15 protein-coding genes are annotated in these 21,402 nt (G+C 75.1%); 13 read left to right on the top strand and 2 right to left on the bottom strand.

Annotated elements, in window-relative coordinates:
- Positions 1 to 285 precede the first annotated feature (285 nt).
- From ABTZ03_RS05685 to ABTZ03_RS05675, 3 genes are all read left to right on the top strand, one after another.
- Complete coding sequence (locus tag ABTZ03_RS05685; protein WP_350511577.1) at positions 286 to 3,042, top strand: MXAN_6230/SCO0854 family RING domain-containing protein; 2,757 nt, start codon at positions 286 to 288, stop codon at positions 3,040 to 3,042.
- Between the two features lie 76 nt (positions 3,043 to 3,118).
- Positions 3,119 to 4,558 (top strand): type I glutamate--ammonia ligase, encoded by a 1,440-nt coding sequence (locus ABTZ03_RS05680; protein ID WP_350511576.1) that lies wholly within the window; start codon positions 3,119 to 3,121, stop codon positions 4,556 to 4,558.
- Positions 4,559 to 4,921: 363 nt separating this feature from the next.
- Complete coding sequence (locus ABTZ03_RS05675) at positions 4,922 to 6,412, top strand: S8 family peptidase (protein ID WP_350511575.1); 1,491 nt, start codon at positions 4,922 to 4,924, stop codon at positions 6,410 to 6,412.
- A gap of 83 nt (positions 6,413 to 6,495) precedes the next feature.
- Here the strand turns inward: ABTZ03_RS05675 and ABTZ03_RS05670 are convergent, their stop codons facing one another.
- A complete protein-coding gene (locus tag ABTZ03_RS05670; RefSeq protein WP_350511574.1) occupies positions 6,496 to 7,392 on the bottom strand; it encodes a HipA family kinase in 897 nt (298 codons plus the stop codon).
- Between the two features lie 103 nt (positions 7,393 to 7,495).
- Between ABTZ03_RS05670 and ABTZ03_RS05665 the strand changes: the two genes are divergently transcribed.
- From ABTZ03_RS05665 to ABTZ03_RS05625, 9 genes are all read left to right on the top strand, one after another.
- Positions 7,496 to 7,936 carry an SRPBCC family protein gene (locus tag ABTZ03_RS05665; RefSeq protein WP_350511573.1) on the top strand — a complete coding sequence of 147 codons (441 nt, stop codon included), beginning with the start codon at positions 7,496 to 7,498 and terminating at the stop codon, positions 7,934 to 7,936.
- A gap of 240 nt (positions 7,937 to 8,176) precedes the next feature.
- The gene (locus ABTZ03_RS05660; RefSeq protein ID WP_350511572.1) at positions 8,177 to 9,331 is read left to right on the top strand and encodes a glycosyltransferase; all 1,155 of its coding nucleotides are present in this window, start codon (positions 8,177 to 8,179) and stop codon (positions 9,329 to 9,331) included.
- 407 nt (positions 9,332 to 9,738) lie between these two features.
- Entirely contained in the window at positions 9,739 to 11,262 is a 1,524-nt protein-coding gene (locus ABTZ03_RS05655) for a sugar transferase (protein WP_350511571.1), read from the top strand.
- A gap of 6 nt (positions 11,263 to 11,268) precedes the next feature.
- Complete coding sequence (locus tag ABTZ03_RS05650) at positions 11,269 to 12,744, top strand: O-antigen ligase family protein (RefSeq protein ID WP_350511570.1); 1,476 nt, start codon at positions 11,269 to 11,271, stop codon at positions 12,742 to 12,744.
- Complete coding sequence (murJ, locus tag ABTZ03_RS05645; protein ID WP_350511569.1) at positions 12,741 to 14,483, top strand: murein biosynthesis integral membrane protein MurJ; 1,743 nt, start codon at positions 12,741 to 12,743, stop codon at positions 14,481 to 14,483. The genes ABTZ03_RS05650 and murJ overlap by 4 nt, the downstream gene beginning before the upstream one ends.
- Positions 14,473 to 15,450 carry a polysaccharide deacetylase family protein gene (locus ABTZ03_RS05640; RefSeq protein ID WP_350511568.1) on the top strand — a complete coding sequence of 326 codons (978 nt, stop codon included), beginning with the start codon at positions 14,473 to 14,475 and terminating at the stop codon, positions 15,448 to 15,450. The genes murJ and ABTZ03_RS05640 overlap by 11 nt, the downstream gene beginning before the upstream one ends.
- Complete coding sequence (locus ABTZ03_RS05635) at positions 15,447 to 16,562, top strand: glycosyltransferase (protein ID WP_350511567.1); 1,116 nt, start codon at positions 15,447 to 15,449, stop codon at positions 16,560 to 16,562. The genes ABTZ03_RS05640 and ABTZ03_RS05635 overlap by 4 nt, the downstream gene beginning before the upstream one ends.
- Before the next feature lie 46 nt (positions 16,563 to 16,608).
- A complete protein-coding gene (locus ABTZ03_RS05630) occupies positions 16,609 to 17,511 on the top strand; it encodes a Wzz/FepE/Etk N-terminal domain-containing protein (protein ID WP_350511566.1) in 903 nt (300 codons plus the stop codon).
- Positions 17,508 to 18,668, top strand: a complete 1,161-nt coding sequence (locus tag ABTZ03_RS05625; RefSeq protein ID WP_350511565.1) for a GNAT family N-acetyltransferase — start codon at positions 17,508 to 17,510, stop codon at positions 18,666 to 18,668. Before ABTZ03_RS05630 ends, ABTZ03_RS05625 begins: the two co-directional genes overlap by 4 nt.
- Here ABTZ03_RS05625 and ABTZ03_RS05620 read toward each other — a convergent pair.
- Positions 18,665 to 19,906: a glycoside hydrolase family 26 protein gene (locus tag ABTZ03_RS05620; protein WP_350511564.1), complete on the bottom strand. Its 1,242-nt coding sequence runs from the start codon at positions 19,904 to 19,906 to the stop codon at positions 18,665 to 18,667. The two genes, ABTZ03_RS05625 and ABTZ03_RS05620, sit on opposite strands and share 4 nt — an antisense overlap.
- 370 nt (positions 19,907 to 20,276) lie before the next feature.
- On the opposite strand from ABTZ03_RS05620, the gene ABTZ03_RS05615 reads away from it, so the two are divergent.
- The gene (locus tag ABTZ03_RS05615; protein ID WP_350511563.1) at positions 20,277 to 21,287 is read left to right on the top strand and encodes a PQQ-binding-like beta-propeller repeat protein; all 1,011 of its coding nucleotides are present in this window, start codon (positions 20,277 to 20,279) and stop codon (positions 21,285 to 21,287) included.
- The last annotated feature ends 115 nt before the right edge of the window (positions 21,288 to 21,402 follow it).

Below are 21,402 nucleotides of genomic sequence, written 5' to 3'. Positions count from 1 at the left end.
GGTGAAGGCGCACTGCGCGGGCGCCGCAGACACGACGACCGCGACCTCCCGCCGGTGCGGCTCCCGAAGCCCGGCGGTGGTGCGTGTCCGGCCACTGTAGCGAAGCTACTCATCAGTAGGAAGGGGGCGGAGGCGGAAAACCCGTTCGAGACCGGGAGTCGGCCCCACTAGGGTGATCCACGCGGGGGCGGCTCCGCGGCGTGCTTCCTTCTCTCATCTTTGAAATGACCCAGCGCGCCCACTCTCCGCCCCCGCTTCGTCATATCCAGCCGGGGGAGCAGCGGAGTGAACAGGTCGAAGGTCGCCGAGGGGCCCGGCAACGCGCTGGACGCCTACCTGCTGCGGCGCCACGGACAGGTCCTGGTCGCGCCCGGGGCCGCACCCGGCGAGCCCGACCCGTGGACGGCCCGGGGCCTGGTCGCCCTGGAAGCCGACCTGGTGCAGCGCGGCCACGTGCTGACCAAGCCGCTGCGCGACGCCCTCGGCCGGCTGCGCCCGGCCGACCTCGCCGAGGCCGGCACCCGGCTGCTCGCCGGGATCGACGCCCTGCTCGGCGCCGACCGCCGCCACCAGCCGCTGTTCCGCCGTTTCCCCGAGGGCGTGCCCGCGCACGCCCACGCCGACTACTCGGCCGCCGTCCGCGGCCACCTGCTCTGCCAGGCCGACCAGCTCTGCCTGCTCTGCGAACGCTCCAGCCTGGAAGCCGGCATCGGGGCCCTCGCCCCCTGCGCCCACCTGCTCTGCGGCGAGTGCTACCAGGAGCTCGTCGACGGCGGTGAGCCGCGGTGCCCGCTCTGCCGCACCCCGCTGGACGACCCCGGCCGCCTCGACCCCGACACCAGGGCCGCCCGCAAGGCCGCCCGCGACCTCGGGCCCGGCCGGACGCTCAAGCCGCTGCGCCTCGCCGAGGCCGCCGACCCGGACGCGCTCATCGGCGCCGCGCTGGCCGCCCTCCTCGCCCGGCGGACCCCGCTCGGCCCGCAGGACCGGGAGGACCTCGCCCACCTGCTCGACCGGGCCCCCGCCGACCCGACCGGCTGGCTGCCCGCGGCCATCCCGGTCCGGGAGACCCGCGCCACCGTCCTGGCCGCCCTGCTGCGCCGCGACCCGGAGCGCACCCGCCCGCTGCTCGCCGAGCACCTCACCACCGCCACCGACGTCCTGCGGCTGCTCTGGGCCTGGTCCGGCGCCGAGCCCGACCTGCTCCCGGAGACCGCCCGCGGACTGCGCCTGCGCAACCTGCCCCGGCCGCTGCGCCGCGAACTCCTCGCCGTCCTGGACGCGTTCCCGGTCGGCACCCTCGCCGAGGACCTGCGCCGCCACCGCGCCGCCTGGCTGCGGGCCGGCGAACTCCTCCACCCGTACGAGCACCGCACCCGCTTCCCGTACGCCGCTGCCGCCTTCGCCGTGCTGCGGCAGAGCGACCTGGACCTGCACGGCCTCGGCCCGGAACTGCGCGAGGCCCCCGCCCCGCTGCGGGTGCGGGAGACGCCCGGCGGCCACACCCGGCTGACCGTGGAGACCTCCGCCGCCCGGGTCGAACGCGCCCTGGCCCAGGGCGACCTGTCCACCGCCGTCCGGCTGCTGGCCCGCCGCCCCGGCGAGCTGGTCCGCCGACTGCACCACCTGCTGCGGGTGCACGCCGCCGGGCGGCCCGGCGCGCCGCTGCCCGCCGACCTCGCCGAGGTGCTGCCCGCGGCCCTGCGCGCCGTCGCCCCCGGACCGCTGCTCGGCGCGTACGGGCGGCTGCGCGCACCGCGTCGGATCGGCGAGCAGCGGCTGTACTTCCCGCGCGGCCGGGTCGCCGCCGCGCACACCCGGCACGACTGGGGCAAGCCCGTCCCGGCCGGGCTGAGCGCGCCGGTCTGCGCCCTGATCGAGGCCGAACTGCTGCGCCGGGCCGGGCGGTCGGCGCGCGAGGGCGGGCGCTACGACGTGGCGGTGCTGGACGCCGGCCTCGCCGACCTGGTGGTCCCCTTCGCCGAGCGCGCCGCCGCCAAGACCCTGGTGGCGGTGCCTCGGGGCAGCGTGCAGCGGCTCCCGGCGGGGCAGTACCTGCGGCTGTTCGTGCACTGGATGCAGCGCGCGCACCAGCGGGTCGACCTCGACCTGTCGGTCGCCTTCTACGACGAGGAGTGGCACTTCACCGGACTGTGCGACTACACCCGGCTGGTCACCGGGGCGCGGGCCGCCGTCCACTCCGGCGACTTCACCACCGCCCCGCCGCCGCACGGCGCCACCGAGTTCGTCGACCTCGACCTGCGGTCGTTGGGCGTGGCCCGGGCCCGGTACGCCGTGGCGGTGGTGTTCAGCTACAACGACGTCCCCTTCGAGGACCTCACCGAGGCCTTCGCCGGCTTCATGTCGCTGAAGCCCTCCGAGGCGGCCCGGCAGCGCACCGGCAGCTTCCACCCCCGCAGCGTCCGCCAGCGGCTGGACCTCGCCGGGAACGCCAGGATCTGCCTGCCGATGATCGTCGACCTCCAGACCCGCACGTACACCTGGACCGACCTCAACCTCAGCTCCACCAGCGGGTTCCAGAACCTCCACCGGCACCGTGACCGGATCGGCGCGCTGGCCGAGTCGGTGCTGACCCACTTCGCCCCCGGCACCCGGGCCACCCTGTGGGACCTCGGCAGCGCCGCCGCGGCGGCGGGCAGCGACGAGGTGTGGGTGCGCGACCGCGACGGCGAGCGGCTGGACCGCTACCGCCGGGGCGCGGACGAGCCGGTGGCCGACTTCGCCGAGCGGGTGCGCGGACGGTACGCGAGCGACCACCGCACCGAGCAGCGGGCCGACGACACCGCCCGGCTGATCGCCGAACGGCTCACCGGCGTCCGGGCGTTCACGGCCCTGGTGCACGCCGACGTGCCCGCCCCGGCGCGGGCGGAGGGGACGCTGTACCGGCTCTACCCGGGGCGGCTGGACGCCGCTCCGGACGCGCTGGAGCGGATCACCGCCGGGGAGTTGACGGCCCGCTTCGCCCCGGACGGCACGTCCCCGAACGACCCTGCCACGAACGGCCCTGCCACGAACGGGTGAAGAGGCGTACGGGCGTCCATCTCTTCCACTCGATAGGGGAGTTACCGCCACCCCGGTCGCGGGGCAGCATGGCGGCATGAGCACCGTCACCGCCTCCCAGGCCGCCGGCCCCACCGGCCCGCTCGACCCGGCCGCCCTCGCGGCCGCCGTCGCGCTGCCCCCGCGGGCCGAACACGCCGAGCGGGCCGAGCGGGCGGTCGACCGGCTGCGCACCGCCGCCGTCGAGGCGGTCGCCGTCACCTGGGTGGACAACGCCGGCATCGCCCGGGTCAAGGCGGTGCCGCTCGGCGGCCTGGTGCACGCGGCCCAGTGGGGCGTCGGCGCCGCGCCCTGTTTCGACGTCTTCCTCGCCGACGACGCCATCACCACCAGCCCGCACATCGGCGGCCCCACCGGGGACCTCCGGCTCTACCCGGACCTCGACCGGATCGTCCCGCTGGCCGCCCAGCCCGGCTGGGCCTGGGCCCCGGGGGACCGCCACACCCAGGGCGGCGGCCCGCACCCGGGCTGCCAACGGCTCTTCGCCCGCCGGTTGGAGGCCGCGGCCGCCGCCCGCGGGCTGAGCCTCAAGGCCGGCATCGAGGTCGAGTGGGTGGTCGCCCGGGAGGGAGCCCCGGAGGATCCGCCGCAGTACCCGACGCACGGCCCCGCGTACGGGATGCACCGGCTCACCGACCTCTCCGACTACCTGCGGGACGTCCTGCGCGCCCTCGGCGCCCAGGGGCTGACGGTGCTGCAGATCCATCCCGAGTACTCTCCGGGCCAGTTCGAGGTCTCGGTCGCCCCCGAGGGCCCGGTCGGCGCCGCGGACACCTCCGTGCTGGTCCGGCACACCGTCCGCGCCGTCTCCGCCCGGCACGGCCTGCGGGTGTCCTTCGCCCCGGTGGTCGAGCCCGACGGCGTCGGCAACGGCGGCCACCTGCACGTCAGCCTCTGGCGGGACGGCCGCAACCTCGGCCACGGCGGCCCCGGCCCGCACGGGCTGACGGCCGAGGCCGAGGGTTTCCTCGCCGGGGTGCTCCAGGCGCTGCCCGAACTCCTGGTGCTGGGGTGCTCCAGTCCGGCCGGGTACCTCCGCCTGGTGCCCCGGCACTGGGCCGGGGCGTACCAGTGCTGGGGCCTGGAGAACCGGGAGGCCGCGCTGCGTCTGGTCACCGGCTCCGCCGGGGAGCGCGCCGCCACCGCGAACGCCGAGGTCAAGTGCTTCGACGCGAGCGCCAACCCGTACCTGACGGTCGGCGGGGTGCTCGCCGCCGGGCTCGCCGGGCTGGAGCAACGCCGCGCCCTGCCACCGGAGTTCACCGGGGACCCGGCCGCCGCCGAACCGGGCACGGTGCCCCGGCTGCCGCAGGGCCCGGCCGAGGCGATCGCCGCGTACGAGCGCTCGGCGGTGCTGCGCGAGGCGCTGGGCGAGCCGCTGCACCAGGCGGTGCTGGCGGTGCGCCGGGCCGAGGCCGAGCAGTACGCGGCCGTCGGCCCCGAGGAGTTGATCGCGGCGACGCGCTGGAGGTACTGAGACGGACGGGAACGGGAGGGGAGATGCCGGAACTCGCCCTGTTCGGAAAGCCGTTGTTCTCCGCCGGTGCCTACGGACTTCCCGAACTGTTCCGGACCGGCGCCGCACAGTTCCGGTACGGACTGGGTGCGTCGCGTACATGACCAGTTGAGTCAGCTCGTCGGCGAACCATCACTTTTTAACAATCTTCGTCTCTGTTGGCCTTGTTGACCTGCGGAACGCCGCCCGCCATTGTTGGTCAAGATGTGACGATTAGATGACTACCTCTTGCGCTTCTCAGCGAATATTCATTAACGTCCCGGTCATCCCAGCGCACCTGCCGCACCGCGGCTGCCGCCTGACGACCCGGGAGGGCATACCCCCATGAGAGTTCCTCGGATCAGCCGGACCCGGTACGCGGCAGTGGGCCTCGTGCTCGCCACCGCCGGCGCCCTCGCGCTGCCGGCCGGCACCGCCGTCGCTGCGCCCACCGGCGACCCGACGACCGGTCCGCTGCTCAGCTACGTCGTCAACACCAAGGCCAACCACGGCCAGGTGCAGAAGGTGGAGAAGGCCGTCACCTCCCTCGGCGGCACGGTTGTCCAGTCGTACGAGCAGATCGGCGTCGTGGTCGCCCGCTCCAACGACACCAAGTTCGCGGAGAAGCTGCGCCTGGCCAAGGGCGTCGACTCGGTCGGCGCCAGCCGCACCAAGGGCATCCTGGCCGCGGACCAGGGCAAGGCCGAGGTCGCCGCCGAGCCGACCGGCGCCGCCGCCGCGGCCGACGGCCAGGAGCCGTACGAGCCCAACCAGTGGGACATGCGCCAGATCGGCGTCGACAAGGCGCACAAGATCTCGCTCGGCAGCCGCAACGTCACCGTCGGCGTGCTGGACTCCGGCATCGACGCCACCCACGAGGACCTGGCCGCCAACGTGGACGCCTCGCAGTCGGTCTCCTGCATCGACGGCAAGACGAACACCGACTGGAAGGCCTGGCAGCCGACCAACAGCGACCACGGCACCCACGTGGCCGGTACGATCGCCGCCGCCAAGAACGGCAAGGGCATCATAGGCATCGCCCCGAACGTGAAGCTGGCCGCGGTCAAGGTCGTCGACGACGGTGGCTTCATCTACCCGGAGAACGCGGTCTGCGGCTTCGTCTGGGCCGGCGAGCACGGCTTCAAGGTGACGAACAACAGCTACTACGTCGACCCGTGGATGTTCAACTGCCCGAACGACAAGGACCAGGCCGCGATCTCGGACGCCGTCCGCAAGGCCGTCGCCTTCTCGCAGCGCAAGGGCGTCCTGAACGTCGCCGCCGCCGGTAACGAGAACATCGACCTGGCCCACAAGACCGTCGACGTCTCCAGCCCGGACGACACCACCAAGACCACCCGCCCGGTCACCAACGACTGCCTGTCGCTGCCGACCGAGCTGCCCGGCGTGATCGCGGTCTCCGCGGTCGGCGTCAACGGCGACAAGTCGTACTACTCCAGCTACGGCAAGGGCATCGTCACCGTCGCCGCGCCGGGTGGTGACGCCCGCTACCAGATCCCGAACACCCCGGACAAGAACGGTCGCATCCTGTCGACCATCCCGGGCAACAAGTACGGGTACATGCAGGGCACCTCGATGGCCACCCCGCACGTCACCGGCGTGGTCGCGCTGCTCGCCAGCACCTTCCCGTGGGCCAGCCCGGACGAGCTCACCGAGCTGCTGACCAACCAGGCCGAGTCCCACGCCTGCCCGACCGGCGAGTACAACCCGGGCAACACCGGTCAGTTCAAGGCCACCTGCGAGGGCGGCGAGGACGACAACGGCTTCTACGGCGCGGGCATCATCAACGCCGAGAAGGCGGTCCAGTGGTGGCGCTGACGCGCCGACCGCGGTGACCTCTGAGCACTGAGCTGGGGAGCGGGGCCTTCGGGCCCCGCTCCCCAGCGGCGTTCGAGCACCCGCTACTCCTCGAAGTGGTGCTCCCAGACCGTCTCCACCGACGGTTTGCCGTGCAGGTCCGGCACCTCCTGCAGCCAGGCCGGCCGACCGGCCCGGGTGCGGGCCGCGCGCCGCAGCTCCGCCTCGCGCAGCTGCTCGGGGGTGGCGAAGCCCTCCGGCAGCCACTGCTCGGAGAGCACCGCCCGGGCGGCCAGGTGGGTGACGTAGGCGTGCCGGACGGCGGCGACCGAGTCGAAGCCGGGCTCGTCGGCCAGCCACTCGTCCGGGACCAGGGCCACCACCTGCTCCAGCAGCTCGACCGTGACCAGCGGCCCGAGGTCCTCGTCGGCCAACCGGACGTCCGGGGCGCAGCCGCCGAGCGCGTGGGCGCTGAGGTCGTACCGCTTCCCGACGGACGCCTCGGCGCCGGCCCAGCGGTGGTGGAAGATCAGCGCGGCGCCGTTGTCGATCAGCCAGAGCCGCCGGTGCCAGGCCATCAGGTTGGGGTTGTGGACGGTGCGGTCCACGTTGCCGGTGAGGGCGTCCAGCCAGACCACCCGCCCGGCCTCGACCGAGTCCACCGGGATCATCCCGGGCCGGTAGTCCGTGGCCCCGGGCAGCAGGTCCATCCCGAGGTTGAGGCCGGCGCTGGCCTTGAGCATGTCCTGGATCTCGGTGTCCGGCTCGTCCGCGGCCACCGCCGGGTCGAAGTCCACCAGCCGCAGCTCCGGCACCCGCAGCCCGAGCCGCCGCGCCAGCTCGCCGACGATCACCTCGGCCACCAGCGCCTTGCGGCCCTGGGCGGCCCCGGTGAACTTCACCACGTACGTCCCCAGGTCGTCCGTCTCCACGACGCCGGGCACCGAACCGCCGGCCCGCAGCGGGTCCACGTAGCGCAGCGCAGTCACCAGATCGAGCACACCCGTCACCCTATCCCGCCGCGTCGCGGCCGCGACGCTGTGATTGGCTTGCCGGTGCGAACGGTACGGCGAAGCGGTACCCACCACACGAGGAGAGCACGGCATGGGACAGGTGCAGGCCACCACCGAGCGGGTCTACGACGCGGCCCCCGAGCGGGTGTACGAGGCGCTGGCCGACTACCAGGTGACCCGCCCGAAGCTGCTGCCCGAGCAGTACAGCGAGTACGAGGTCCGGGTCGGCGGCACCGGCGCCGGCACCCAGGTGCACTGGAAGCTGCAGGCCACCGAGAAGCGGGTGCGGGACTGCCTGTTCACCGTCTCGGCGCCCAAGCCGGACCAGCTGGTGGAGAAGGACGCCAACTCCAGCATGGTGATCACCTGGACCGTCGCGGCGGTCGGCGAGGGCCGCTCCAAGGTCACCGTCACCGCCACCTGGCAGGGCGCGACCGGCATCGGCGGCTTCTTCGAGCGCACCTTCGCCCCCAAGGGCCTGAACCGGATCCACGACCAGGTGCTGGCCAACCTGGACGCCGAGGTCCGCTGAGGTCCACCGCGGTCGGCTGGGATCCACCGAGATCCACCGAGGTCCGCCGGAATCCGCCGGAATCCGCCGGAATCCACGGAGGTCCGCGGGATCCGATAGTAGAACCGGAAATTCGTCCGGGATTTCGAGCGGCTCGTCCGCCCGTACGAGCCGAAAGCCGTACGGGTGGACGGCCCGCCACCTGCGGGTGACGAGGGCCGCCCGGCGCGGGGGAGCCATCCTAGGCTCGCCGCCGTGCATATGACGATCCTTCACATTTCACAGCCGGTGGACGGCGGAGTCGCCCGCGTCGTCGTCGATCTGGTCCGGGGGCAGCGCGAGGCCGGGCACCGGGTGCTGGTCGCCTGCCCGCGCGGCGGCCGGCTGGCCGAGGAGGCCGCCGCGGTGGGCGCGCTGGTCCAGGACTGGCCCGCCGACCGCTCGCCCGGCCCGGGCACCGCCGCCGAGGCCTGGCGGCTGCGCCGGATCGTCCGGGCCGCCGGGCCCGACGTGGTCCATCTGCACAGCGCCAAGGCCGGGTTGGCCGGTCGGCTGGCCGTGCGCGGCGCGGTGCCGACCGTCTTCCAGCCGCACGCCTGGTCCTTCGCCGCCGTGGACGGCGCGATGGCCGCCGCGACCCTGCGCTGGGAGCGCTTCGCGACCCGCTGGGCGCACCGGCTGCTCTGCGTCAGCGTCCAGGAGCGGGCGGACGGCGTGGCCGCCGGGATGCACGCGGACTGGGCGGTGGTGCCCAACGGCGTGGACGTCCGCCACTACGCGCCCGCCGACCGCCGGGCCGCCCGGATCGCGCTCGGGCTGGACCTGGACGCTCCGCTCGCGGTCTGCGTCGGGCGGCTGTGCCGGCAGAAGGGCCAGGACGTGCTGCTGGCCGCCTGGCCGGAGGTGCTGCGCCGGGTGCCGCAGGCCCGGCTGGCGCTGGTCGGCGGCGGGCCGGAGGAGCAGCGGCTGGCGGAGACGGTCCGGGAGTCGGCCGAGCCCTGCCGGGTCCGGCTGGTCGGGGACGTGCCGGATCCTCGGTCGTGGCTGGCGGCGGCGGACCTGGTGGTGCTGCCCTCGCGCTGGGAGGGCATGGCGCTGGCCCCGCTGGAGGCGATGGCGGCGGCCCGTCCGGTGCTGCTGACCGATGTGCCGGGTGCCCGGGAGTGCCTGCCGCCGGCGGAGCGCGGGCAGTCGGTGGTGCCGCCGGGGGAGCCGGACGCGCTCGCCACCCGGATGGCCGAAGCGCTGTCCGATCCGATCGAGTGCGAGCGACGCGGTGCCCGGCTGCGTGACCACGTGGTCGCCCGGCACGACGTCCGCACCGTGGTCGAACAGGTGGACGCCCTGTACCGCCATCTGCTGGGTGCCGGACCGGCCGCCGGCCGGCGCAGGGCCCGTGTCCCAGAGCGGATCTGATCGTTTCACATGCCGTGAATCCCCGCCGTTCCGACACCGGCGCATTCGCACCCTCAGCCGGAAATATGGGCGAGGTGTCAAATCCGAAATACCTATTAATGGGCGGCTGGAATGAATCGGCAAGTCAACTTCCGGCCCCCATGGCCTGGTTCGGTATTGTCGGATTTTGCCTGCTTCATTTCGATTTCGTCCCGGACATTCGCGTCCGGGCCCCTCGCGGCCGCGTCCACGGCGACCAGGCATTCCGCGATCGGCCCCCGCGCAGGAGAACCGGCAGGAGAGCCGAAAGCCGCCAGCGGTAGCAGGCGCTGTCAGGACCGCGCCCACCGGGCCGGGACGGCGGCCCTGCGCCCGACGGCGTCGGGACACCGCCACCCCGGGCACACAGCAGGGGAGTTCGTGCGCTGATGACCATTGACCACGACAGTGTGCCGCGATCCGGCGGGTCCCTGTCCGGACCGCGACTCCCCGGCACCGGGCTGCTCGACCGGCCGACCGGGGCGACGTACGCCCGGGCGGTGCCGGCGCCCCGCCGGCACCGCCGGGCCGGCCGCTCCCGGCTCGCCCTGCCGCTCGCGCTGGTCCAGGTCGACGCGATCGCGCTGTGCTCCGCCGTCGGCATCGCCAACCGGGCGATCGACCCGGCCGACGCCCTCGCCCCGCTGCTCGGCGTCGCCGCCGTCCTGCCCCTGCTCCTGCTGCTCAACCTGGCCGGCGGCCTCTACCGCACCCGGCTCACCCTGTCCGTCCTGGACGAACTGCCCGCCCTGGCCGTCCGCGCCGTGGTCGCCACCGCCTTCGCGGTCACCCTGGCCGGCTGCCTGGACGGCCGCTGGCCCGACTGCGGCCCCGCCACCCCGGCCCGGCTCACCGTCCTGCTCGGCGCCCAGCTGGTGATCGTCGCGGTCGGCCGCGCCGTCCTCTACCACCTGGTCCGGCGGATCCGCCGCGGCCGCCCCAGCCCGGTCCTGGTGCTCGGCGCCGGCCGGCTCGGCCGCAAGGTCGCCGCCGCCCTCAGCGAGCACGGCGAGTACGGCATGCGCCCGGTCGGCTTCCTGGACGCCGACCCGCCGCTGCTGGCCGGCGACACCGACCTGCCCGTCCTCGGGGGCCGCGAGGTGCTGGAGCGCGAGGTCCGCCGGCACCGGATCCAGCAGGTGATCGCCACCGCCGGCGCCGCCGACGAGGCCGAGACCGCCGCCGCCCTGCGCGACGCCGTCCGGCTCGGCTGCCAGGTCTGGCTGGTGCCCGCGCTGCGCGAGCACGGCTCGCTGCCCACCGCCCCGATCGCCGGCGGCGACCACCTGTGGGGCTTCCCCTGCCTGCGGCTCGGCAGCCCGGCCATGCGCCGTCCCGGCTGGGCCGCCAAGCGCGCCCTGGACGTCGTCGCCGCGGGCTTCGGCCTGCTGCTGCTCGCCCCCGTCCTGGCCCTGTGCGCCCTCGCCGTCCGCTTCGACACCGGCCCCGGCGTGCTCTTCCGCCAGCAGCGCACCGGCCTGGACGGACGGGTCTTCACCGTCCTGAAGTTCCGCACCCTGCGCCCCAGCAACGAGCACGAGTCGGCGACCCGCTGGAACATCTCCCAGGACCACCGGATGGGCGCGGTCGGCCGCCTGCTGCGCAAGAGCTCGCTGGACGAGCTGCCGCAGCTGTGGAACGTGCTGCGCGGCGACATGAGCCTGGTCGGCCCGCGCCCCGAACGCCCCTACTTCGTCATGCGGTTCAGCCAGGCCTACCCCGAGTACGCCGACCGCCACCGGGTCCCGGTCGGCCTCACCGGCCTCGCCCAGGTCCACGGCCTGCGCGGGGACACCTCGATCGAGGACCGGGCCCGCTTCGACAACCGCTACATCGAGAGCTGGAGCCTCTGGCAGGACGTCAAGGTCCTGTGCCGCACCGCGGCCCTGATGCTCCACCCGGACGGGAGCTGACCCCGCGTGGCCCTGACCCTCCCGGCCCTGCCGCGGCTGACCCGACCGGCCTTACGGCGGGCCCTGCCCGCCCTCGCGGACCGGCCCAGCCTGCTCGCCGCGGCCACCGTCCTGCTGGTCTGCGTGCCCACCGGGGAGAAGGACGTCACCGCTGCCGTCCACGTCACCGCCGCCGACGTCGCATCGCTCGCCCTGGTCGCCCTCACCGCGCTCAACCTGCTGCGCGGCCGACTGCCCGCGATCACCCGCACCACCGCCGTGCTGTTCGGCGGGATCGTGGTCGCCGCCGCCGTCGCCACCACGGGCTCGATCGACCCGGCCACCAGCGTCACCGGCTTCGTCCGGCTCGCCCAGGTGTTCGTCCTGGTGCCGGCCGCCGTGCTCTGCTCGCTGCGCGACCGCACCGACCAGCGGCTCGTCCTCGGCTCCTTCGTGCTCGCCGCGCTGATCCAGGGCGTGGTCGGCGCGCACCAGTACCTCACCCGCACCGGCGCCTCCTACACCGGCCAGCCGATCCGCGCGGTCGGCACCTTCGGCGCGCTGGACATCATGGCGATGTCCACCGTGGTCGGCTACGGGCTGCTGGCCGCCCTGGCCCTCGCGCTCGGCGAGCGCGGACCGGGCGGCGACGTCCGGCTGCGCCGCGCGATGTTCGCCGCCGCCGCCTTCCTCGCCTTCCCGCTCGCCGTCTCCTTCAGCCGCGGCAGCTGGATCGCCACCGGCGCCGCCGCCACCGTGCTGCTGCTGCGCGCCGACGCCCGGCTGCTGGTGCGCAGCGCCGTGCTGGGCCTCGCCGCCGCCGTCGTCCTGATCGGCGGCCTGGGCCTCGGCGCCTCCGGCGTCACCGAGCGGCTCAGCTCGATCGGCTCGGTCTCCGCCGCGCCCGACCAGTCCGTCTCGGACCGCTACGACCTGTGGGCCACCGCCGGCCGGATCTGGCAGGACCACCCCGTCCACGGCGCCGGACCGAAGGCCTTCCCCAAACTGCGCGACAGCCACGCCCCGCTGCGGCTGTCCTCCGGCAGCGACGCCGCCGACTCCACCATCGGCTTCCAGCGCGAGCCGCTGCTCTCCCCGCACAACATGTACTTCCTGGTGCTCAGCGAGCAGGGTCTGATCGGCATCACCGCGTACGCCGCGCTCTTCCTCGGCCTCCTACTCGGCTGCCTGCGCCACCGCGGCGGCACGGGAGGGTCGTGCCGCCAGGGCCAGCCGGGCGCGCGACGCCAGGGCACGCACCTCGCTGCGTTGTCGTCAGTCGCCGATGACCCGCAGGGACTTCTTCCTCCGCCTTGCGATGCACGCACCCTGACGCCGCGCGCTCATCCGACTGGCCCTGGCGGCACGACCCTGGCCGCCCTCGCCCTGCTCACCTGGGTGCTGGTCGACTTCCTGTACGCCGACATCGGCGGCACCACCACCGTGCTGACCTCCGTCGTCCTCGGCCTCGCCGCCAGGGCCGGCGTGCGGGAGGCCCGGTGACCACCGATCAGCCCGCCGCCGCGCTCGCCTCCCCCCTCCCGGCCCCGCGCAGCGCCCCCGTCCGGGCCCCGGCCCCCGGGCCCGGCCCGGCACCCCGGGGCGGCTTCCTCGCCAAGGCCTTCGGCATCACCGCGCTGCTCAGCGCGGCCGGCTCCGGGCTCGGTCTGCTGCGCGACCTGCTGCTGGCCCGCTACTTCGGCGCCAGCCAGGGCACCGACGCCTTCCTGGTCGCCTGGACCGTCCCCGAGACGGCCGCGCCGCTGCTGATCGAGGACGCCATGTCCTTCCTCATGGTGCCCGCCTTCGCCCTGGCCCTGGTGCTGCGCGAGGAGGACCCGGACGCCCCCGACCCGGTCCGCCAGCTGGTCCGCGCCACCCTGCCCTGGCTGCTGCTCGCCCTCAGCGGGCTGGCCCTGGCCGCCGCCCTGGGCGCGCCCCAACTGGTCGAGCTGCTCGCCCCAGGCCTGCCCGACCCGGGCCTGGCGGTCGTCTGCACCCGGATCACCGCGATCACCGTGCTGCCCTTCGGCGTGGCCGGCTACCTCGCCGCCGCCCTGCGCGCCCACCACAGCTTCACCGCCCCGGCGGGCATCTACGTCGCCTACAACCTGGGCATCCTGGCCCTGCTGTTCGGCTTCCACGGCGTCCTCGGGGTCCGCTCCGCCGCGCTCGGCGTGGCGCTCGGCAGCCTGCTGATGGCGGGTCTGCTGGTCGGCCCGTTCCTGCGCCACCTGCGGGCCGGACAGGCCGCGGCGGGCCGCACCCGGCGCAGCCGCGACACGCTGGTGCTGATGCCGCTGGCCCTGCTCCCGGTGGCCGCCTTCACGCTGACCCGGCAGTCCCAGGTGTTCGCCGAGCGCTACCTCGGCTCGGCGCTGCCGCCCGGCACCATCTCGCACCTCAACTACGCCGCCAAGGTCTCCCAACTCGCCATGACGGCGGGCATCCTGATCTGCACCGTGACCTTCCCGCTGGTGGCCCGGGCGCTCGCGGCCGGGGACCTCGCCGCGGCCCGCGACCGGGTCGAGAAGGACCTCGGCCAGGCCGCGGCGGTCGTCCTGCTGGGCACCGCCTTCCTGATGGCCTGCGCCCCCTCGGTGGTCTCGCTGCTGTTCGAGCGCGGCGCCTTCGGCCCCGGCGACACCGCGGCCACCGCCGCCGTGATCCGGGTCTACAGCTTCGGCCTGCCCGCCCAGGCGCTGATCGGCGTGATGATCCGCCCGTACTTCTCGCTGCGCCCGGTGGTCCGTCGGGCCGACGACCCGCGCTGCGAGGACGGCGGCCGCCGGCTGCTGGACTGGTACCCGGTCGCCGCGATGCTGCTCGGCCTCGCGGTGACGGTCACCGTCGGACTGCTGGCCACGCCCCGCTTCGGCGCCCTCGGCCTGGCCGCCGGCAACGCCTCCGGGATCACCGTCACCGCCGCGCTGCTGCTGCGCGGCCTGGTGCTGCGCGGCATCCCGCTGCGGCTGCGCCGGGTGCTCGGCGGCCACGGTCGGCTGGTCGGCGCCGCGGCCGGTGCCACCCTGCTGGGCACCGCCGCCGCCGGCCTGAGCGCCGATCCGCTGCTCGCGACCCTCACCGGGGGTCTCGCGGTGGTCCTGGCGTTCGCCGTCCTCGGCACCGGCCTCGGCGCCCGAGAGGTGCGCGGCCCGGTCCTCGCCGTCGCCCGGGTCCTGGGGCGCTCCCCGAACCCGCCAACCGTCGCCGATGAAGGGAAGCTGCCCGATGGAGAATGAACGGGGAACCGTCCGTTCGGCCCTGGCGGGCGGCGCCGGTGCCACGCCCGGCCGGGCGCGACTGCCCAGGAGCCGCCGTCCGGTCGGCGAACCGGTCCTGCCCGGCTCCTCCTCGCCGTGGATCCTGATGTACCACTCGGTGGCGGTCGAGAAGGAGGATCCGTACCAACTCACCGTCAGCCCCGAGCGGTTCGCCGAGCAGATCGCCTGGCTGCACCGGCGCGGACGGCGCGGCGTCTCGGTCCGCGAGCTGATGCGGGCCCGCGCCCACGGGCGGGACGACAAGCTGGTCGGCCTCACCTTCGACGACGGCTACGCGGACTTCGCCCGGTACGCCGTACCGATCCTCCAGGCGTACGGCTTCACCGCCACCGCGTACGTGGTCGCCGACCTGCTCGGTCAGGAGAACGGCTGGGACACCGAGGGGCCGCGCAAGAAGCTGCTCACCGTCGAGGAGGTCACCGAACTCGCCTCCGCCGGTTGGGAGATCGGCTCGCACGGCCTCGGTCACCAGGCCCTGCCCGGGCTGCCCGCCGACGTCCTCGCGGTGCAGACCCGGGAGAGCCGGCGGCTGCTGGAGGAGGTGGTCGGCGGTCCGGTCACCGGCTTCTGCTACCCGTACGGCGCCGTGGACGCGCCCGCCGCCGAGGCCGTGTGCGAGGCCGGCTACGACTACGCCTGCGCGATCGCCCACTCCCCGCTCACCGGCCGCTTCGCGCTGCCCCGCTGCTACGTCGGCGACCGCGACGGCGCCTGGCGGCTGCGCGCCAAGAAGGGCCGGCACCGGCTGCGGGACGCCGTCACCGGGCTGAAGCGCAAAAGCCGGGGCCGCCCCGAGTCGAAGGGGCGCGCCGGTGCCGAGAGCGACGAGCGACAAGCGAGCGCAGCGAGGGCCGGAGCGAGGAGCGTCGGCAGCGGGTCCGAGCGGCCCGGAGGCGAGCGGGCGATGAAGGAGCGTCGGCCGTGAAGGTGCTGCACATCGTCACCGGGCTCGCCTCCGGCGGCGCCGAACGCCAACTCCACCTGCTGCTACGTCACTTGCCGCCGCACCAGCGCTGCGAGGTGGTCGCGCTGACCAACCCCGGCACGGTCGCCGACGCGCTGCGCGCCGACGGCGTGACCGTGCACCACCTCGGCATGCGCGGCAACCGGGACCTCGGCGCGCTGCCCCGGCTGGTCCGGCTGGTCCGGGCCGGCCGCTACGACCTGGTGCACACCCACCTCTACCGCGCCCAGCTGTACGGCCGGCTGGCCGCCCGGCTCGCCGGGGTGCGGGCGGTGGTCTCCACCGAGCACTCGCTGCACGCCGGGGTGATCGAGGGCCGGCCGGTCACCCGGGGCGTCAAGGGCCTCTACCTGGCCGCCGAACGGCTCGGCAGCACCACCGTCGCGGTCTCCCGGCAGGTCGCCCAGACGCTGCGCTCCTGGGGCGTGCCACCGGCCCGGATCGAGCTGATCCCGAACGGCATCGACACCTCCGGCTACCGCCGCCCGGCCGCCGAACGGGCCGCGGCCCGCCGCCGGGTCCGGGCCGAACTCGGTCTGCCGGAGGGCAGTTGGGTGATCGGCGGGGTCGGCCGGCTGGTCCCCGGCAAGCGCTTCGAGGTGCTGCTGGCGGCCCTCGCCGACCTCGATCCGCAGGCCCGGCTGGTGCTGGTCGGCGAGGGCCCCGAGCGTGCCGGGCTGGAGCAGCGGGCGGCCGAACTCGGCGTCCGGGACCGGCTGGTGCTCACCGGCGAACGCGACGACGTGCCCGACCTGCTGGCCGCGATGGACGTACTGGCCGCCCCCTCCACCGCGGAGACCTTCGGCCTCGGCGTCCTGGAGGGCCTCGCGGCCGGGCTGCCGGTGCGGCACAGCGCCTGCCCGGCGCTCGACGAACTGCCGCCCAGCGCCGCCCCGCAGGCCCGCCGGATCCCCTCCGAGCCCGCCGCGTACGCCGCCGCGCTGCGCGACCTGCGGCAGGAGGGCGGCCACACCGCCGACCCGCTGCCGCACCCCCCGGCCGTCGGCCACTACGACATCGCCCGGGTCGCCGCCGACCTGGGCGCCCTCTACGACCGGCTGGCCCGCGTCTGACCGCCCGCCGCCGGAACCGCCGCCCCAGACCCAAGGAGCCACACCCATGACCACACCGCGCCGAAGCGCCCGCCACCTGGTCCGCCGTTGGTGGCCGGTGGCGCTCGCGGTGCCGCTGGGCGCCGCGGCCGGCGCCGGGTACGCCGTCGTCTCGCACCCCTCGTACGCCGCCAGCGCCTACGTCCTGGTGGTGCCGCAGAACCCCGGGGAGGCCTCCACCGCGACCAACTTCGCCCAGGCGTACGGGCGGCTCGCGGGCCAGCCGCAGGTGCTCGCGGTCGCGGCCGCCGAGACCGGCCACACCCGCTCCGAGCTGGAGTCCCTGGTCTCCGGGACGACCTCTCCGGACGCCCCGATGATCGAGATCACCGGCACCGGGACCCGCCCCCAGGAGGCCGCCCAGACCGCCGACGCGGTGGCCCGTTCGCTGGTCGCCTTCGCCAACACCAGCAGCAAGGACACCAACGTCCGGCTGGTGACGCTGGCCCCGGCCGCCGCGCCGGACAAGCCGACCACGCCCTCCGGCAAGCTGGACGTCGCGGTCGGCGCCGCGGCCGGGCTGCTGCTCGGGTCGCTGGTGCTGATGACCCGCCGGCGCGGCGGCCCGGCCGAGGCGGCGCCGACGGCACCGGAGCCCCCGGCCGCCCCGGAGCCGGGCGAGGTCGCGCCGGCCCCGGCCGCGCCCCGGCCGCGCGCTGAACAGCCGGGCGGCCCGGCCCGGTCGAGCGGCGCGGCGAAGGCCGAGGTCGAGGTCGAGGTCGAGCCCGAGACGGAGTCGAAGGCCGAGTCCAAGGCCGAGTCCAAGGCCGAGTCCAAGGCCGAGTCCAAGGCCGAGTCCAAGGCCGACGCCGCGTCCGCGGGCAAGGCCGGGGGCAAGGCCTCGGGAAAGCCCGACGGCGAGCCCAAGCCCCCGGCCAAGGAGAAGGCCGCCGCCGGGAGCGGACGATGAGCACCGAGGCCCGCGCCGCCGGCCTCCCGGCCCAGTCGGCCGTGCCCGTCTGGACCACCGAGCTGCGGCGCGAGGACGATGCGCTGGACACCCTCGCCGAGGAGTGGGACGACCTGGTCGCCCGCTGCCGCACCGCCACCTTCTTCCAGGCCGCCGTCTGGCAGTGCTCCTGGTGGCGCCACTACGGCCGCCCGGGCGCGCTGCTGGTGGTGCTGGTCCGCCGGGACGGCCGACTGGTCGGCGCGGGTGCCTTCATGCGGCGCGGCGGCCCGTTCGGCGGTCTCACCGGCCTCGGCGCCGGGCTGGTCGACTACGGCGACGTCCTGCTGGACGACGACTGCGCGGACCGGGCCGCCGCCGAGTTCGCCGCCGCCCTCCCGCTCACCCGCCCCTGGCACTGGCTGGAGCTGCGCGAGGTGCACCCCGAGGCGGCGGTCCAGCGGGTGTACGAGCACTGGCGCGGCTCCCGCCGCCGGCACCAGGACTCGCTCTGCCAGTACCTCCCGGCCGTCCCGATGGAGCGGCTGCTCAAGCGGGTGCCGGGCAAGACCGCCCAGCGCAGCCGGGTGAAGCTGCGCAAGATCGCCGAGGCCGGGGTGCAGGTCCGCAGCACGCCGGTGGACGAGGTGCCGGCCGCGCTGGAGGGGCTGCTGCGGCTGCACTTCCTGCAGTGGCAGGAGCGCGGCGTCACCGCCGAGCACCGCACCGAGCGCTTCGCCCGGCACCTGACCGAGTCCACCGTCGGCCTGGTCGCCAGCGGCCGGGCGGCGGTCCACCGGTTCCACCTGAACGGCGAGCTGGTCGCGGTCAACCTGCTGCTGCTCTGCCCCTCCTTCGGCGGGCTGTACATGTACGGCGCCCACCCGGTGCTGCGCGAGCGGCTGGACATCGCCGGGCTGCTGTTCAGCGCCGCCCTGGACGAGACGGTCGGCGCGGGCATCCCGGTGCTCGGCCTGCTGCGCGGCCAGGAGCCGTACAAGCAGCGCTGGCGGCCGGACCGGATGCCCAACCAGCGGCTGTTGCTCGGCCCGGCCGGCGCCGCCCCGGCGGCCGCCGCCCGGGCCGGCACGGTGCTGGCCCGGGCGGCGGCGGTGCACCAGCTGCGCACCCGCTTCCCCCGGCTCAAGGAGGCCCTGCTGGCCCGCCGCCGGGCCTAGGGTCCGTCCTCGCCCTCCCGGCGGGAGGGTCGGCCGGCCCCGGAGGGGCTGGGCGAGGCCGTGGCGGAGGGGCTCGCCGTCGCGCCCGGCAGGGCGGGTGCGACGGGCGGGGTCGGCCGGACCGGTGGGGTCGGCAGGCCTGGGGCGCTCGGCAGCACCGGCACCATCGGGGCCGGGGGCGTCGTCGGCACCGCCGTCGGTGCCCCCGGCGAACCGGCCATCAGCTGCTTGAACGCCGCGGTCGAGCGCGGGTTGCTCCGGCACTGGAAGAAGCCGTGCGGGCAGTAGTCGGTGACGGTCTGGTAGGCGGTGTCGTGGGTGCGCATCCACTCGACCATCCGGCGGACGAACTCGGGGTTGTCGCCGTTGCGGAACAGCCCCCACTCCGGGTACGAGACCGGCTTGCCGCGCTTGGCCGCGAACTCCACCTGGTCCTGGAGGCCGTACGGCTCGCGCACGTAGTCGTCGAAGGTGCTTCCGGCCGGCTGGTCGTAGCTGTCCATGCCGATGATGTCGACCACGTCGTCGCCCGGGTAGCACTTGGTCCACGGGATGGCGTCCAGGCCCCGGTTGGGGGCGAAGTCGAAGCGGAACCGCTGGCCGGGCACCGAGCGCATCACCCCGACGATCCGGCGCCAGTACGTCTTCCAGGCGGCGGGGTCGGGCTTGCAGCGGTGGGTGTAGGTGACGCCGTTCATCTCCCAGCCGAGGGTGATCACGGTGTCCGCGCCGCCGAGCGCCACCAGTCGGCGGGCGAGCCGGAGGAAGTGGCTGTCGAAGTCCCCGCGCGCGCCCTGGCCGAGCAGCCGGGCGACCTCGCCGTTCGGCACGTTCGCCTCGTTGGGCACCAGCATCGGCACGCCGAGCACCAGCAGCCGGGACGGGTCGGCCAGCCGCCACTGCGACCACAGGCCGAGCACGACCGGCTCGCCCTCGATGTCCGCCCAGCCGTTGCCGGCCAGGTAGGTGTGGCCGACCTGCATGTTCGCGTTGCCCAGGAACTGGGCGTACTTGCCGATCTGCGGGATGTAGTCGTTCCAGGAGCCGACGAAGGCGCCGAACGGCGGCTCGTGCTTCGGCCGCTGGACCGGCGGGCGGGGGGCCGCGCCGCGCGGCTCGAAGGCGTCCGAGGAGAGAGAGTGCCGTTCGGTCCGGCTGAGCGGCGTCCCGGCCGGGACGCTGGCCGTGGCCAGCAGCAGCAGAGTGGCGGCGGCCAGCGTCAGGCGGCCGATGCGCATGGTCTCTCCTCCGGACGTCGCGGGAGCGGGGCGGGCGGTGGCCACGTCGACGGACGGTGGCGCCACGCTCGCCGACAGTAGGCCCGGCACGCGACGGGAAAGCCGAATGTCACCCTAAAGTGGGCGATATTCGAACGCCGTCTGCCGCAACCCCCCGTCCAGCCCGGTCGCGTGTATCAGGTCTGTAACGGTCCGGCGGGCCTTACGGCGCCCGCCGCGGAGGGCGCCGCCGACCGGCCGGGGAGCCGACGGCGCAGGTGGGCGGGCGGGCGTGCGGGACGGGCGCGCACCGTCCGGCGCACGGTCGGAGGGCCGTCCGGAGGGCGATTCCGGGCTGACTCGTGCGCCCGCCGAAAGGTACGCTCCGGCCGTGTCCTGGAAGCCGCCGCGTGTCCTCACCCCCCGCTCGATCCTGCCTGCCCTGGCGGTGATGCTGGTCCTTGCGGCCGGTGCGGCGGCGCACGCGAACAAGCCGGTGCCGTTCGGCGACCGGGTGGCGGGGCCGGGCGACGCGGAGGCGACCCCGGTGAACTCCCAGTCGGTCGACTCGGCCGGCCTGGACCTCAAGGTGGTCGGCCCCGGCCTGGAGGCGTACCACAAGCAGACCGGCGAGCGGGCCTGGACGTACCGCCGGGAAGGCGCCGAGGCGCTCTACCTGGCGATGGCCGGGGACAACGCGATCGTGGTCTGGGACGACGGCCTGATCACCTCGGTGCGCCCGGGCGACCACGAGGTGCGCTGGCACCGCGCCGTGCCCGGCCTCGCGGACTACCTGCGCGCCGACGGCGAGCCGGGCGCCGACAAGCGGACCGACGCCGAGCGCAAGGAGACCGCCAAGCAGCGGGCCGCCGCCGCGCTGCACACCGTCCAGCGGGACGGCTCGCCCTGGCTGGCCGTGGTGACGCCCAACCTGACCATGGGCCTGCGCGACGCCGACGGGGACCTGCGGTACAACGACCGGCCGTCCAACGGCTGCCTCTACGACCCGCTGCGCACCGTGCACACCGACTACGCGGTGCTCATCCCGCGCACCTGTACCAGCGGCGGGGTCCCGGTCTCCGGCGGCATCACCGGCTACCGGCTGGACAGCAACGGCTGGTCGATGATCACCGGCCCGGCCGCGACCGTGAAGGTGCTGGACGCCAGCCGGGTGGAGATCACCGACGGGCCGATCGTGCCGGTCAAGGTCTTCGACACCAAGGCGGCCGCCCCCGAGACGGCCTGCACCGGCCTGGACGCGCCGTTCGCGGCCGTCCGACCGAAGGAGGGCTGCACCGACCCGTCGGCGAGCCCGACGGCGACCGCCCCGGCGGATCCGGCCGGGCCCGCGGCGGCTTCGGCGACGGCCTCCGCGACCGACGGGGCGACCGCCCCGCAGTAGCCGCCGAGGGCCCCGCGGGTACCCCAGGGCGGTACGCCCACGGGGCGTTTCGCGCGGCCCGGTAGACTGGCCGTCATGGCTATCCTCTCCGGGCAATAGCGGGCGGCGGCGCCCA

Origin of the sequence: Kitasatospora sp. NPDC096077 (assembly GCF_040303245.1) — a bacterium.
Taxonomy (GTDB): domain Bacteria; phylum Actinomycetota; class Actinomycetes; order Streptomycetales; family Streptomycetaceae; genus Kitasatospora.
This window is presented reverse-complemented; position numbering and strand designations above follow the sequence as displayed.